Origin of the sequence: Ectorhizobium quercum (genome assembly GCF_026552795.1) — a bacterium.
Taxonomy (GTDB): Bacteria; Pseudomonadota; Alphaproteobacteria; order Rhizobiales; family Rhizobiaceae; genus Ectorhizobium; species Ectorhizobium quercum.
On record NZ_JANFPI010000004.1, the window covers coordinates 40,326 to 54,538 of the forward strand.

The following is a 14,213-nucleotide window of genomic DNA, read 5'->3' on the forward strand; positions in this document are numbered from 1 at the left end:
TTTTTGGGATTGCAGTCAGTCTTGAATTTGCCTCAGGAAGCGCACGGCGCGCTCCGTCTGCGGTTTGTCGAAGAAGGACGCCGGCGCGCCGCTCTCGACGATGCGGCCCTGATCCATGAAGACCACCCGGGAAGAGACATTGCGGGCGAAGCCCATTTCGTGGGTCACGACGGCCATCGTCATTCCGTCTTCGGCAAGCTGCCGCATGACCCGGAGCACCTCGTGGCGCAGTTCGGGGTCGAGCGCCGACGTCGCTTCGTCGAAGAACATGACCTGCGGCGTCATCGCCAGGGCGCGGGCGATCGCCACGCGCTGCTGCTGCCCCCCCGAAAGACGCGCCGGGTAGGCGTCCCGCTTTTCGGCAAGCCCGACCTTCTCGAGAAGCTGCATGGCGAGCCCGGTGGCTTCCGCCTTGTCCATCTTCCGCACCAGCCGGGGTGCTTCGACAATGTTCTGAAGCACGGTCATGTGCGGCCAGAGATTGAAGTGCTGGAACACCATGCCGATGTCCGGGCGAACCCTAGCGGCGGCCCTGCGGACCTCCGGGCCGTTCAACCCGTCCGAAATGATCTTGCCGTGCATGGTGACGCGTCCGGCCGAAGGCGTTTCGAGCAGGGCCAGGCAACGCAGAAGGGTGGTTTTCCCGGAGCCGGACGGGCCGATGATGCTGACGACCTCGCCGCTGCGCACGCCGAGACTCACATCCTTCAGAACCTCCGTCGGGCCGAAGCTCTTGCTGACCGCTTCCGCCGCGATGATGGGTCCCCTGTCTTCCGGACGCGGGGGCGGGGACGCCGTGATGCTTGTTTCCATCATCAAAAAATTTCCTTATGATTTTTTGTGACTTCTGTTCTTTTTCAGGAGAAAGTGAGTCAAACATATGATATAAAATGATTATTCACAATAATAAAAATTTATGCAATTAGAGATCAATATCTGTGCAACGGAGGAAAAAAGAGGCATGGACTTCAAATTGCTTGAAGCCTTCCGCACGGTGGTCAGCAACAGCTCCATCACCAAGGCAGCGGAGATCCTGGGCGTGACCCAGCCCGCCGTGAGCGCGCAGATCGCCCGGCTGGAAGCCTCCATCGGCTTCAACCTGTTCACGCGCAACGGCGGGCGGCTGAGCCTGACGGGCGAGGGGCAGCAGTTCCACGCCCAGGTCGTGCATGCGCTCGACATGTTCCAGCGGCTGGACCATGTGGCGGAGGGCATCCGCGAGGGAAAGTCCGGCAAGCTCGTGATCGCCAGCCATCCGAGCGCGTCGATCTCGCTTGTCCCCGTTCTCATGGCGCGGTTCCGCCGGGATCACCCGGAGACCCGCATCCGCCTGATCAACCGCACGTCCGAGGAGGTGCGCAGCTTCTTTCCCGCCGCCTCCATCGATATCGGCATCGCCGAGCTTCCGACCGACATCGGCGGGGTGGAGGTGCGCAAATACGCGCTGAGCTGCGTCGCCATTCTTCCGAAAGGCCATCCGGCGGCGGAAAAGGCCTGCCTTTCCCCCGCCGATCTGTCCGGCGAGCCGTTTCTGGCCATGCCGCCGGAACGCGTGATCTCCCACCGCATCCGCGAGGCCTTCGCCGCCGAGGGGGCAACGCTGAACGCGATCGGCGAGGTCGACTTCTTCAGTTCCATCTGCGCGATGGTGGCCGAAGGCGGTGGCGTATCCATCGTCGATTCCTGGTCGGCGGCGATGTTCTCCGCCCTGGGGCTGGAGGTGCGGCCGTTCGAGCCTGCCATTCCCTATGAGATCGGCGTCATCACCAGTTCCGACTGGCCGCTATCGCGCCTTGCCCAGGCGTTCCTTTCCCTCATCGACGAAACCCTTCGCAAGGAAGCCCATCATGTCCGCTAGTTCATCCGCGTCCCGCGTGATGCGCGATCTTTACGCCCTGTGCGATTGCGGCGGCCGGCTATCCGGCACGCCGGGCGAGGCACTGGCCGCCGCTTTCATCATGGAGGCCGGGGCAGCGGCGGCGGGCGTGCCGCCCATCGTCCATACCGTCGATTATGCGGGATGGGAGCCGCTGGCGGCGCGGCTTTTCATGGCCGATGGAGAAGCCGTTCCGTGCCACCCCCTCGTCAGGACGGTGCCGACGCCGGCCGGCGGCCTCGACGCGGAGGTGATCGACCTCGGACGCGGCACGGAAGAGGAATTCGAAGCCCATCGCGCGGAGATTCCGGGGCGGATCGTCCTCGTGCGCCACGAGCTGATGTTCGCGCCCGGCACCATCCATCGCCGGGTCAAATACGAACGGGCGCGGGCAGCCGGCGCCATAGGGTTCCTGATTTCCGGGCCCTCCGCCGGCAGTCTGGTCGCCGGCTCATCCGGCCGCGAGGCCGGCGAGGGCATTCCTGCCGCCGGCATCTCGCCGGAAACGGCGGCGCGGCTGCGCCGCCGCTCCGGCGGATATCCGCGTGTCCGCCTCGCCATCGAGACGCGCGAAATGCCGGCGCAGACCCGCAACATCTTTTTCGACATGCCGGGCGAAACGGAAGAATGGGTGGTGCTTTCCGCTCATTACGACGGCCATTCGCTGGCGGAAAGCGCGATGGACAATGCCTCGGGCGTGGCGATCGCCCTCGAGACGGCCCGCCGTCTGCGCGCCGGGGGAAAGCCCGCGCGGCGCGGCCTGCGTCTCGCCTTCTTCAGCATCGAGGAGTGGGCGTTGACAGGCTCGGCCCTGTACGTGGCCGGGCTTGACGAGGCGGAGCGGGCGGCCATCGCGCTGAATGTCAACATCGATTCCGTCGGGTTCGACCACACGCTGACGGCCCTGGTCAGCGGTTACGCCGCGCTCGAGCCTTTCCTCCTGGGCATCGCAGAGCGGGAAAACATCGGCTTGCGGACATACCGGCCTTTCCAGCGTAATTCCGACCATGCGAATTTCGCAGCCGCCGGAATTCCCGCCTTCCGGCTGGTCGGCGGCTTCGATGACGCCAACGCGCCGGCGCGCCATGTGCTGACGGCTTTCGACACGCGCGACAGGCTTGACCCTGCCCACATGGAAAAGGCGGCCGGGCTTGTGACGTCGATCGTCGCAGCCGCGCTGGATGCGCCCGATGAGCAGGCCCGTCTCTGGAGGTCGTCCCGGGAAAGCTGACCCGGGTGGTCGCCTCGCAGCCGATGTGATCTCGAAAGTGCTGCGCCTGAAATCGTCCCGCCGGTTTCGCCCTCAGCGCCGGCCGGTCAGGCGGCTCACGGTGACGAACAGCAGCGGCACGAAGAAGATGCCGAGCAGGGTCGCGAAGATCATGCCGCCCAGGACGCCGATGCCGATCGCGTTCTGGGCGGCAGAACCGGCGCCCGTCGCGCGGGCAAGCGGCAGCACGCCGAGCATGAAGGCGAGCGAGGTCATGACGATGGGGCGCAGACGAAGCCGCGCGGCCTCGATCACCGCTTCCACGGCTCCCTTGCCCTGCGCCATCACGTCTTTCGCGAACTCGACGATCAGGATGGCGTTCTTCGCCGTCAGGCCGATCGTCGTCAGCAGGCCGACCTTGAAATAGACGTCGTTCGACTGGCCGAAGAGTTTCGCGAAGAGAAGGGCGCCGAACACGCCCACCGGCACCGCCAGGATGACCGAGAACGGGATCGACCAGCTCTCGTAGAGGGCGGCGAGGCAGAGGAAGACGACGATGAGCGAGACCGTATAGAGCAGGGCCTCCTGCGAGCCGGCCAGCCGCTCCTGGTAGGAGAGGCCGGACCATGACGCCGTATAGCCGCCATCGAGATCCGCGACGAGCCGTTCGGCCTCCGTCATCGCATCGCCGGAGCTGACGCCGGCCGCCGCCGAACCGTTGATCGAGACTGCCGCCGTGCCGTTGAAGCGGGCGAGCGAGGGCGAGCCCTGCACCCATTCGGTCTTCGCGAAGGCCGAGAACGGCACCATCTCGCCGCTGTCGTTCTTCGCCGACCAGCGGTAGATGTCGCCCGGCTGCATGCGGAAGGGCGCATCGGCCTGCACGTAGACGGGCTTGATCTCGCCCCTGTAGACGAAATCGTTGACGTTGGAGCCGGAGAAGGCCGTGGTGATCAGGCTGTCGAGGCCGGAAAGGCTGATGCCGAGCGCGGTCGCCTTTTCCTGGTCGATGTCGATCCGCAGCTGCGCTTCCAGCGTGCGGGTGTTGCCGTGAATGTCGGCGACCACGGCATTGCCCGCGGCGCTGTCGGCAAGCGTGTTGCTGGCGGCGGTCAGCGCATCGCGGCCCCTGTTGCCGGTGTCTTCGAGATACATCGAGAAGCCGCTGGTCTGGCCGAGCCCCTGGATCGCCGGGGGCGCCAGCACGAAGACCTCGGCATCGCGGATCTGCCGGAAATAGGCCGACGCGCGCTGCTGGACGGCGGAGGCCGAGAGCCGGCTGTCCGTCCGCTGATCGAAGTCCTTCAGGCGAACGAAGCCCATCGCCGCGTTCTCGCCGCTGCTGGCGAAGCCGAAGCCGAGCGTCATGAAGACGCTCTGCACGGCATCCTTTTCCTGATTGAGGTAATAGTCCCGCACCATGTCGATCACGGCCTGGGTGCGGGCCGCATTGGCGCCCGCCGGCAGGGTGATCTGGGTCATCAGCACGCCCTGGTCCTCCTCGGGGAGGAAGGAGGTCGGCAATCGGGTATAGAGCCCGTAGGCCGAGGCGAGAAGGATGGCGAAGACGAGGAACATGCGCAGCGGCCGCACCACCAGCTTGGCGACGACGCCGGCATAGCCGTTCGTCGCCCGCTCGAAGCCGCGGTCGAACCAGCCCAGCCAGCGGGTCATCAGGCCGCTATGGGTGGGTTTGAGCATCATGGCGCAGAGCGCCGGCGTGAGGATGATCGCCACCAGCACCGAAAGCAGCATGGCGCTGGCGATGGTGACGGAGAACTGGCGGTAGATGACGCCGACCGAGCCGGAGAAGAAGGCCATCGGGATGAAGACGGCGGTCAGCACCAGGGCGATGCCGATCAGCGCGCCGGTGATCTCGCCCATCGACTTTTCCGTCGCCTCGCGGGCCGAAAGCTTCTCGTCGCGCATGATGCGCTCGACATTTTCCACCACGACGATGGCGTCGTCGACCAGCAGGCCGATGGCGAGCACCATAGCGAACATGGTCAGCATGTTGATGGAATAGCCGAGCGCCGCCAGCACGCCGAAGGTTCCGGCCAGAACCACGGGCACGGCGATCATCGGGATCAGGGTGGCGCGCAGGTTCTGGAGGAACAGGAGCAGCACGACGAAGACCAGCACGATGGCCTCGATCAGCGTTTCCACCACCTTCTCGATGGAGAGTTCCACGAAGGGCGTCGTCTCGTAGGAATAGGCGATCTCCACGCCCTCGGGCAGGGAGCCGGCAAGGCTGTCGAGTTCGGCATGAACGAGGTCTGCCGTGGTGATGGCGTTGGCACCGGAGGCGAGCTGCACGCCGAAGCCGGCCGCCGGCATGCCGTTGAAGGTGGAGCTCTGGCCATAGCTTTCGAGGCCGATTTCGACGCGCGCCACGTCGGCCAGGCGAACGACGGCGCCGTCCGAGGCGGTCTTGAGGATGATCCCCCGGAACTCGTCCACGGTGGTCATCTGGGTCCGGGCGATGATGCTCGCCTTCAGCTGCTGGCCCTTGACGACCGGGGTCGCGCCGATGGAGCCGGCCGCCACCTGCACGTTCTGGGCGGAGATCGCCGAGGTCACGTCCGAGGGGACGAGCTGGTATTTCTCCATCTTCGCCGGGTCGAGCCAGATGCGCATGGCATAGCCCGAACCGAAGGACTGGACGGAGCCGACGCCGTCGAGCCGCTCGATGCGCTCCTCGATCTGGCTCGCCATGATGTCGGAAAGCTCGTCGGACGTATAACGGCCGTCGCGCGAAATGATGTTGCCGATCATCAGGATGCCGGAAGGCGAGCGGTTGACCTGCACGCCCTGGCTCTGGACGGATTCCGGCAATTGCGATTCCACCCGCGACAGCTTGTTCTGCACCTCGACCTGCGCCAGTTCCGGGTCGGTCCCGTTGGCGAAGGTGAGCGAAATGGAACCGGAACCCGTGCTGGAGGTCGATTCCATGTAGAGCAGGCCGTCGAGGCCGGTCATCACGCTCTCGATCTTCTTCGTCACGGAGTTTTCGACGGCCTCCGCGGTCGCGCCGGTATAGGTCGCGTTGATGCGGACCGTCACCGGCGCGATTTCCGGATATTGCGAGATGGAGAGCGAATAGATGCCCATCACGCCCGCCAGCATGGTGACGATGGCAAGCACGATGGCGAAGACGGGCCGGGCGATGAAGAAGCTGGCAAGCGCATTGCGCGGCGCGGAAAGGCTCATTGGCCCGCCTCCGTGCCCGTCTGCGGCGCCAGTTCCTGCCCGACGACGCCGTTGTCGTCGATGGTCGCCTCGACCGGCGTCACGTCGGTGCCGTCCGAAATCTTCTGGAAGCCGTCGACGATCAGGCGGTCGCCCTCCTTGACGCCATCGGTCACGATCCAGTCGTTGGCGCTGGTGCCCTCGGTGACGATCTCGCGCTGCTCGGCCTTGTCGTCGGCGGAAACGACGTAGACCGTCGCCTTGCCGTCATCGCCGCGCGTCACCGCCCGTTGCGGGATGAGGAAGGCGTCGGACAGGGTGCCGAGATCGATCGAGGCGGACACGAACATGCCCGGCACGAGCACCCTCTGCGTGTTCGGGAAGGTGGCCCGCACGATGAACGTTCCGGTGGTCTCGCCGATCACCATGTCGGCAAGCGAGACCTCGCCCTTTTCCCCGTAGGGCTTGCCGTTCTCGAGCGTCAGCGCCACCGTCGTCGGCGTGCCGCGGTCGCGCGACAGCCGTCCGGCATCGATTTCGTCGCGGACGCGCAGGAGGTTGGCGCTGGTGTCGACGAGATCGACATGGATGGGGTCGATCTGGCGGATCGTGGCGAGCGCATCGGTCTGGTTTTCCGTGACGAGCGCGCCGACGCTGACTGTGGAAACGCCGATCATGCCGCCGATCGGCGCACGGATCGTGGCATTGTCGAGGTTGATCCGGGCGGTTTCGAGGTCGGCCTTCGCCGCTTCCTCGGACGCCTGGGCTTGCAGCAGGGACGACTGCGCGTCCTCCAGCGCCTGCTCGCTGACGGCGTTCGTCTGCGCAAGCGCCTTGTTGCGGTCGTATGTCGTCTGCGCGCTGGCGGTCGCGGCGCTGGCCTTGCTCAGCGCCGCATTGGCGGCGGCATAGGCTGCCCGGAACTTGGCGTCGTCAATCTCGTAGAGGACGTCGCCGGCCGCGACCTCGCGCCCCTCTGCAAAGGCGATCCTGCGTACGATGCCGTTGACCTGCGGCCGTACCTCGGCCGTCGCCAGGGGCACGACACGCCCGCGCAGATCGAGCGTCTGCGGAACGGCCTCCGGCTGCACGACGATGTATCCGACCTCGACCTTTTCGGAGGCCGCAGTGCCCGGCGCTTGTTCCGCGCTACAGGCAGCCAGAGCGGAAAGGGCGGCCAGCAGGCCGATTTGCTTCACCAGCCTCATATGAGACCACCTCATCTCTTTGATTTCGAAAATTTTTCCGAATTACATTTCGAGGGCACGCCCGATTGTATGTTTACAGTAATTCAAATTACTGTAAATTTATCTCCCATGCCCTGTCAATGCATCAAGGCAGGCGATGGACTTGGACCAGACGATGAAGGCGACGGTTGGGCGACCGCGCGGCCGCCCGAAAACCGCGCCGGACGACACGCGCAGGAAGAGGATAACGGCGATGGCCCGCAACCTGTTCCTGGAACGCGGGTATGAAGGCACGTCTATGGGGGACGTCGCTTCCGCCGCCCGCGTGTCGTTCAGCACGATCTACCGGCTCTTCCCGGGCAAGGCGGATCTCTTCGCGGCCGTCGTCTCCCTGCACCGCCATAGCATGGTCGCTCTTCCCGGCGACTATGACGACCTGCCGATCGAGGATGCGCTGATGCGGATATTCCGCGTCGACATCGATACCGACGCCGAGCGGGAGCGCCGCGCCGTGATGAACATGTTCATCGCGGAAAGCCGAAGGGTTCCCGAGCTTGAGCCGATCCTGACGCGGCAGGGGCCTGCCGAGACGCATGCGCTGCTGTCCGCCTGGCTCGAACGCCAGCAGGCATGCGGGCGCATCGACATCGCCGACAGCGCCATCGCCGCGCGGATGCTGATGGACGTTGCCTTCGGCGCCCCGGTCCTGAAGGACGGCTGGGGCCACCAGTGGCCCGGCGATGCCGACCGGTCGCACTATCTCCGGCATTGTTTCTCGATGCTCGCCGCAGGCCTCAGGCCACGCGGCGCGACGCCGGGGGCGTGACAGGCTCTCAGGCAGGATCGGCAAAGGCCGGCGGCGCACCGGCCTCATGCTGCGGAACGAGATGGCGGCAGTAAAATGGCGCCGGAACTCCGGGATGCGCTGCCTGTCGATATCTTTCCGGAGCCGGATTGCAAAGAAAGTTCGTGTCCTGTCGGGACATGGAGGCGATGGAGCCGGTCAGCCTGCCGGCTCCATGACGCAGGCATCGAAGAGGGCCCTGAACGCGGTTTCGTCCAGGCTTTCCCTCCGGCCGATGGCCACCACGGCGCTGCCGGCCTGCGACAGGGCATCGGCGGCCGTCAGCCGGCTGCGCCTGCCCACCTGCTGGTATTCCAGAAGCCGGGTTCCGGCCTCTCCCCGGACACGCAGCACGCCCTTGGCGCGCAGCAGCGATGCCGGCAGGCTTCGCAGCGCCTTGCGCAGACGGATTTCGTCGACCGGCTGGTCGCTTTGCCATGACCAGGATTCGAATGCGTCGGTATGATGGTGGTGGTGGTGATCGTGCCCGCAGCCGGGGCCGCAGACATGATCATGACCGTGATGGCTGTCCTCGTCGTGTCGGTGCGCGGGGGCGGTCGCGCTTTCCGGGAGGTCGAACAGCAGTTCCATCGGAATGTCGGCATCGACGGCGGGAACGATCCGCATGCCGGGGATGAGGTCGTTCAGCCGATGCAACAGGGTGTCCAGATCGGCCGGAGAGACCAGATCGGTCTTGTTGAGCAGGACCATGTCGGCGCCGGTGATCTGGTCGATGGCAAGTTCCGTCGACACGTAGTCGAGCAGGGGGAAGCCCTCCGCATCGACCAGGCAGAATACGCCGCCGAGGCAGATGCGCTGCGCCAGTTCCTCGCACTGGAGGGTGTCCGCGATCGGAACGGAGCGCGAGACGCCGCTCGCCTCGATCAGGATATGGTCGAGACCGGGCGTGTTGTCGAGCATGCTTGCGATGGCGGAGACGAGGTCGGCCTGTATGGTGCAGCAGACGCAGCCGTTGCTGAGGGAAATCCGCTCGGCGCCCTTTTCCACGATGAGGGCCGCGTCGATGTTGATTTCGCCGAAATCGTTGACCAGGATGCCGAATGTCCGGCCGGCCGGCTGCGAAAGGATGCGTTTCAGCAACGTCGTCTTTCCGGCGCCGAGAAAGCCGGTGAGAATGGTCGCGGGGATGCGTTGTCCGGGCATGTCTCGTTCTCTCCTGTCTCGCGGGGCGCCGGCGTTTCGCCGGTCCGGCCAGCCGAAACCGCTCTTTTGCGCGCCGTGTCGCGGGAGGCGGTTCGGGCGCCGCAAAAAAATTTGACTCCAACGCAAATTGGATAAAATATGCACTAGCTCTCCAAAGGGCGGCAAGTAAAAAAATGCGGCGCAGCACGAATGCGTCTTCGAGGCAGATGGAAACCGGCGGGGAACCCGGCTCCATCTCATATTCCAGCAATGCAGGTGCGGCGTGTTGCTGCGCGCGGAGGTCGGCGTTGACCCAGAAGCTCTTCACGAATTTTTCGATGCTCGACCCCGAGCGGGACGAGATTGTCGGCGGACACGAGTTGCTCGTGGAGGATGGCTTCATCCGGGAGGTTTCCGACAAGGCCATCGCCGCCGCGCAGGCCGACGTCATCGATTGCGGCGGCCGCGTGCTGATGCCGGGCCTGATCGACGCCCACGTGCATGCGGTCCTGAACGAGGTCAATATCCGCGCCCTGGAAAGCCAGCCGCTGACCCTGATGACCGCCCATGCCATGCGGCTGCTCGGCAACATGCTCGATCGCGGCTTCACGACGGTTCGCGACACCGGCGGCTCCGACTGGGGGCTGCGCACCGCGGTGGAGGAGGGGCTGATCACCGGCCCGCGTCTTTTCATCGCCGGCCGGGCGATCGGCCCGACCGGCGGCCACAGCGACAGCCGCCGCCGCACCGATGTTGCGCTTCGCTGCCCGTGCTGCGACGCGCTGAGTTTTTCCATGTGCCTTGCCGATGGCGTCGGCGGGGTCCGCAAGGCCGTCCGCGAGGAAATGCGCCAGGGCTGCGACCACATCAAGATCATGATGTCCGGCGGTGTTGCCTCGCCCTACGACCCGCTCGATTCCCTGCAATTCTCCATTCCAGAGGTCAATGCCGCCGTCGAGGAAGCCACGGCCTTCGGCCGTTATGTCTGCGCCCATGCCTATTCGGCCGAGGCGATCACCCGGGCGGCCACCGCGGGCGTGCGCGTCATCGAGCACGGCAACCTGATCGACGAAGCCGCCGCGGCGCTGATGGCGCAAAAGGGCATGTTCCTCGTCGCCAACCTCGTCGCCTATTACGCGATGCGGGAGCGCGCCGCCGAATACGGCATGGATGCGGAGATGCTGGAAAAGAACGACCGCGTCATCGAGGGCGGCCTGCGCTCGCTGGAGATCTGCAAGCGCGCCGGCGTTCCCGTGGCCTATGGAAGCGACCTGCTCGGCCAGTTGCAGGTGGACCAGAGCCGCGAATTCCGGATCCGTGCCGAGGTGCTTTCGCCGCTGGAAATCATCCGCTCGGCGACGCTCGTCGGCGCGCGGATCGTCCAGCGGGAGGGAAAGCTCGGCTGCCTGCGCCCCGGCGCCCATGCCGATCTCATCGTCGTCAACGGCAATCCTCTCGAGAATATCGATCTGCTGGCCAGCGGCGGGCGCGACATCGGCGCGATCATGAAGGGTGGCGTGTTCCACAAATACGCCCTGTGACGACCGCCGCCGCCTTTTTCGCGACCATGCCCTTCGAGGGAGACGGGATATGACAATGACTTCACCCATTCTCTTCAGGAACCTGCGTCTTCTCGATCCTTCCTTCGACGAGGTGCGCGACGGTTACGAGGTGCTGGTCGAGGGCGACCGTATCCGGGAGGTATCCGACACGCCGATCCGTACCGAAAGCGCCCGCGTCATCGATGCCGGCGGCAGGGTGATGATGCCCGGCCTCATCGATTGCCACGTGCATTCCATGCATTCGGAAGTCTATACGCGCCGCATGGAGGACATGCCCCTGACGCTTGCCTCCGCGCGCGGCGCCCGGCGGCTGAAGCAGATGATCGACCGGGGTTTCACCACGGTCCGCGATGCCGGCGGCACGGACTGGGGCATGAAGGCGGCGGTCGATCAGGGTCTCATTCCGGGGCCGCGCCTGTTCATCGCCGGCCGTTCGATGGGGCCGACCGGCGGGCATAGCGACGGCCGCGCCCGCACCAATCCGGGCTATCCCTGCCTGTGCTGCAACGGGTTCGCCTTCCTGCGCCTCATCGTCGACGGCGAGGACGAGGTGCGCAGGGCGGTCCGCGAGCAATTGCGCCAGGGCAGCGACCATATCAAGCTGATGGTGTCCGGCGGGGTGGCGTCGCCGAACGATCCGCTCGAATCCGACCAGTTCTCCGATGGCGAAATCCTGGCGGCGGTCGAGGAGGCGGAGGCGTTCGGCCGCTACGTCTGCGCCCATGCCTACACGCCGAAGGCGATCAGCCGCGCCGTGTCGCTCGGCGTGCGGACCATCGAGCACGGCAATCTCATCGATGCGCCGGCGGCAGCCGTCATGGCCCGGCACGGCGCCTATCTGGTCGCCAACCTCGTCGCCTATGTGGCGATGAAGGAGCGCGCGGCCTCCTACGGCATGCCGGCGATCATGCTGGAAAAGAACGACATGGTGCTGGAAAGCGGTTTCCGCTCGCTGGAAATCTGCCGGGAAGCGGGCGTGAAGGTCGCTTACGGCACCGATCTTCTCGGCGAACTGGCCGAAGACCAGAGCCGCGAGTTTTCCATCCGCACGGAAGTGCAGACGCCGATCGAGGTCATTCGCTCCGCCACGACCATCGCCGCGGAAGTCGTGCGCAGGCCGGGGCAGCTCGGAACCGTGGCGCCCGGCGCCTGGGCCGACCTGATCCTGGTGGACGGCGATCCGCTGAAGAACATCTCGCTGCTGGAAGGGCAGGGCGCCCACATGCCGGTCATCATGAAAGGCGGTGTCTTTCACAAGAACGAACTGGAGGTCATCGCGTGAGCAATGTCATCGTGCCGCGCCGGAGACGCTGGAACTATCGGCGAACGGGGCTTCACGCCGCCGCCGGCGCCGTCTTCCTGTTCATCCTGCTGCCGTTGATCTTCGTGATCTGGCTGTCCTTCTACAGGCAGGAAATTCCGTCCTTCCCCCCGGACGGCTATTCGACGGCGTGGTATGCCGCCGCCATCGGCAACAGGCGTTTCATCGACGCGCTCATCCTCAGCGTGCAGGTCGGCGTCATCGCCACCGTGATCGGCCTGGCACTCGCCCTGCCTGCCGCGGTTGCCCTGACGCGCTGGACGTTCCGGGGACGCGGGGCCGTCAGCAACCTCCTGCTGATGCCGCTGATCATTCCGGGGATCGTGCTGGGCTTCGGCCTCTATATATTCCAGGTGGAAGGCGAGATCGCCACCGGTATTCCCCTGCTCGGCTCGACGGCGGGCCTCGTGCTCGGGCATGTGCTGCTGGTCATTCCGTGGAGCGTCCGCCTCATCACCGCAAGCCTCGTCGGCTTCGACCGCACGCTGGAAGAGGCGGCGCAGAACCTCGGTGCGACGCCGTTCGTCGCCTTTCGCAGGATAACGATGCCGGCGGTTCTTCCCGGTGTCGTCGCGGGGGCCATCTTCGGCTTCGTGTCGTCCTTCGGCAATCTGGAACTCAGCCTGTTTCTGGTCGGGCCGGGGGCGACGACCCTGCCCATCGCAATTCTCCAGTATCTGGAATGGAAGATCGACCCGACCATCGCGGCGATTTCCGTGTTGCAGATCCTCATCGTGATCGCGGCAATGCTGATCACCGACCGCTTCGTCAAAATCAGCCGGGTAGTGTAAATGGCAAGAGTGGAACTGGAATCGATTTCGAAGATCTACGGCGATTTCCGGGCCGCCGAGGACATCAACCTCGACATTGCGGACGGCGAGTTTCTGATCCTGCTCGGGCCGTCCGGCTGCGGCAAGACGACGACGCTGCGCATGGTGGCCGGCTTCATCGAGCCGACCGCCGGAACCATCCGCATCGGCGGCAAGGATGTGACCGACCTGCCGCCGTGGGAGCGAAGCACAGGTCTGGTCTTCCAGAACTACGCGCTGTTCCCGCATCTGACCGTCGCCCAGAACGTCGCCTTCGGGCTCGAAATGCGCAAGGTGCCCAAGGCGCAGATCCGCCCGCGCGTCGAGGAAGCCCTCCAGCTGGTGCGGCTCGGCCATCTGGCGGAACGCTATCCGCGACAGATGTCCGGCGGCCAGCAGCAGCGCGTGGCGCTCGCAAGGGCGCTGGCGTTCGAGCCGGACGTGCTGCTGCTCGACGAGCCGCTTTCCAACCTCGACGCCAAGCTGCGGCAGGAGGTGCGGGTGGAAATCCGCAATCTCCAGCAAAGGCTGGGCATCACGGCCATCATGGTGACGCACGACCAGGAGGAGGCCCTGACGATGGCCGACCGGCTGGTGGTGATGAGCGAGGGCCGGATCTGCCAGGTGGGAAGCCAGCGCGACCTTTACGACCATCCCAAGACCGAATTCGTGGCGTCCTTCGTCGGCCGCAGCAGTTTCCTTCGCGGCCGTTTCAGCGGCGGCAAATTCATCAGCACCGGCGGCCTCGAAATCGTTTCGGACCGCAAGCTGGTCGGAAGCGCGGTGATGGCCGTTCGCCCGGAGCGCGTGCGCATCGCCAACGAACCGGTCGCCGGGGCGGCAAACTGCTTCCCCGGTGTCGTGGAATTCGTATCCTATATGGGCGGCAGCATCGACATTCATGTCCGTCTCAACAACGAGGATGTCGTCATCGCCCAGGTGACGAACAATGAAGGCCTGGAACTGCCGGGCGTCGGCGATACGGTCCACGTGGCTTGGTCGTCGGGCGCGGCCGTTTTCGCGGACATGCCGAAATCCTGAGCGTTTTTCATGCGATAGCCAATTTCAACAA

General features: G+C 65.3%; 11 protein-coding genes. 7 read left to right on the plus strand and 4 right to left on the minus strand.

Annotated features, from left to right (window positions below):
- Window positions 1–15: 15 nt before the first annotated feature.
- Window positions 16–816 (minus strand): amino acid ABC transporter ATP-binding protein, encoded by an 801-nt coding sequence (locus NOF55_RS12585; RefSeq protein ID WP_306411732.1) that lies wholly within the window; start codon window positions 814–816, stop codon window positions 16–18.
- A 145-nt stretch (window positions 817–961) separates the two neighbouring features.
- Between NOF55_RS12585 and NOF55_RS12590 the strand changes: the two genes are divergently transcribed.
- A complete protein-coding gene (locus tag NOF55_RS12590) occupies window positions 962–1,858 on the plus strand; it encodes a LysR family transcriptional regulator (RefSeq protein ID WP_306411733.1) in 897 nt (298 codons plus the stop codon).
- Complete coding sequence (locus NOF55_RS12595) at window positions 1,848–3,107, plus strand: M28 family peptidase (RefSeq protein WP_306411734.1); 1,260 nt, start codon at window positions 1,848–1,850, stop codon at window positions 3,105–3,107. The genes NOF55_RS12590 and NOF55_RS12595 overlap by 11 nt, the downstream gene beginning before the upstream one ends.
- A gap of 72 nt (window positions 3,108–3,179) precedes the next feature.
- Here the strand turns inward: NOF55_RS12595 and NOF55_RS12600 are convergent, their stop codons facing one another.
- Window positions 3,180–6,296, minus strand: a complete 3,117-nt coding sequence (locus NOF55_RS12600; protein WP_306411735.1) for an efflux RND transporter permease subunit — start codon at window positions 6,294–6,296, stop codon at window positions 3,180–3,182.
- Window positions 6,293–7,483, minus strand: a complete 1,191-nt coding sequence (locus NOF55_RS12605; RefSeq protein WP_306411736.1) for an efflux RND transporter periplasmic adaptor subunit — start codon at window positions 7,481–7,483, stop codon at window positions 6,293–6,295. Before NOF55_RS12605 ends, NOF55_RS12600 begins: the two co-directional genes overlap by 4 nt.
- Before the next feature lie 142 nt (window positions 7,484–7,625).
- Here NOF55_RS12605 and NOF55_RS12610 point away from each other — a divergent pair, with 142 nt between their 5' ends.
- Complete coding sequence (locus NOF55_RS12610) at window positions 7,626–8,288, plus strand: TetR/AcrR family transcriptional regulator (RefSeq protein ID WP_306411737.1); 663 nt, start codon at window positions 7,626–7,628, stop codon at window positions 8,286–8,288.
- A 177-nt stretch (window positions 8,289–8,465) separates the two neighbouring features.
- Here the strand turns inward: NOF55_RS12610 and NOF55_RS12615 are convergent, their stop codons facing one another.
- Window positions 8,466–9,470, minus strand: a complete 1,005-nt coding sequence (locus NOF55_RS12615) for a CobW family GTP-binding protein (protein WP_306411738.1) — start codon at window positions 9,468–9,470, stop codon at window positions 8,466–8,468.
- Window positions 9,471–9,757: 287 nt separating this feature from the next.
- On the opposite strand from NOF55_RS12615, the gene NOF55_RS12620 reads away from it, so the two are divergent.
- The 4 genes from NOF55_RS12620 to NOF55_RS12635 are packed head-to-tail and all read left to right on the plus strand — an operon-like array spanning window position 9,758 to window position 14,182.
- Window positions 9,758–10,990: a metal-dependent hydrolase family protein gene (locus NOF55_RS12620; RefSeq protein ID WP_306411739.1), complete on the plus strand. Its 1,233-nt coding sequence runs from the start codon at window positions 9,758–9,760 to the stop codon at window positions 10,988–10,990.
- Between the two features lie 55 nt (window positions 10,991–11,045).
- A complete protein-coding gene (locus NOF55_RS12625; protein ID WP_306411740.1) occupies window positions 11,046–12,293 on the plus strand; it encodes a metal-dependent hydrolase family protein in 1,248 nt (415 codons plus the stop codon).
- Window positions 12,290–13,123 (plus strand): ABC transporter permease, encoded by an 834-nt coding sequence (locus NOF55_RS12630; protein ID WP_306411741.1) that lies wholly within the window; start codon window positions 12,290–12,292, stop codon window positions 13,121–13,123. The genes NOF55_RS12625 and NOF55_RS12630 overlap by 4 nt, the downstream gene beginning before the upstream one ends.
- A complete protein-coding gene (locus NOF55_RS12635; protein WP_306411742.1) occupies window positions 13,124–14,182 on the plus strand; it encodes an ABC transporter ATP-binding protein in 1,059 nt (352 codons plus the stop codon).
- The last annotated feature ends 31 nt before the right edge of the window (window positions 14,183–14,213 follow it).

Coding starts and splice junctions, on each gene's coding strand:
- NOF55_RS12600 (WP_306411735.1), bottom strand. CDS start 6,296: ATGAGCCTTTCCGCGCCGCGCAATGCGCTTGCCAGCTTCTTCATCGCC.
- NOF55_RS12615 (WP_306411738.1), bottom strand. CDS start 9,470: ATGCCCGGACAACGCATCCCCGCGACCATTCTCACCGGCTTTCTCGGC.
- NOF55_RS12625 (WP_306411740.1), top strand. CDS start 11,046: ATGACTTCACCCATTCTCTTCAGGAACCTGCGTCTTCTCGATCCTTCC.
- NOF55_RS12595 (WP_306411734.1), top strand. CDS start 1,848: ATGTCCGCTAGTTCATCCGCGTCCCGCGTGATGCGCGATCTTTACGCC.
- NOF55_RS12635 (WP_306411742.1), top strand. CDS start 13,124: ATGGCAAGAGTGGAACTGGAATCGATTTCGAAGATCTACGGCGATTTC.
- NOF55_RS12585 (WP_306411732.1), bottom strand. CDS start 816: ATGATGGAAACAAGCATCACGGCGTCCCCGCCCCCGCGTCCGGAAGAC.
- NOF55_RS12605 (WP_306411736.1), bottom strand. CDS start 7,483: ATGAGGCTGGTGAAGCAAATCGGCCTGCTGGCCGCCCTTTCCGCTCTG.
- NOF55_RS12590 (WP_306411733.1), top strand. CDS start 962: ATGGACTTCAAATTGCTTGAAGCCTTCCGCACGGTGGTCAGCAACAGC.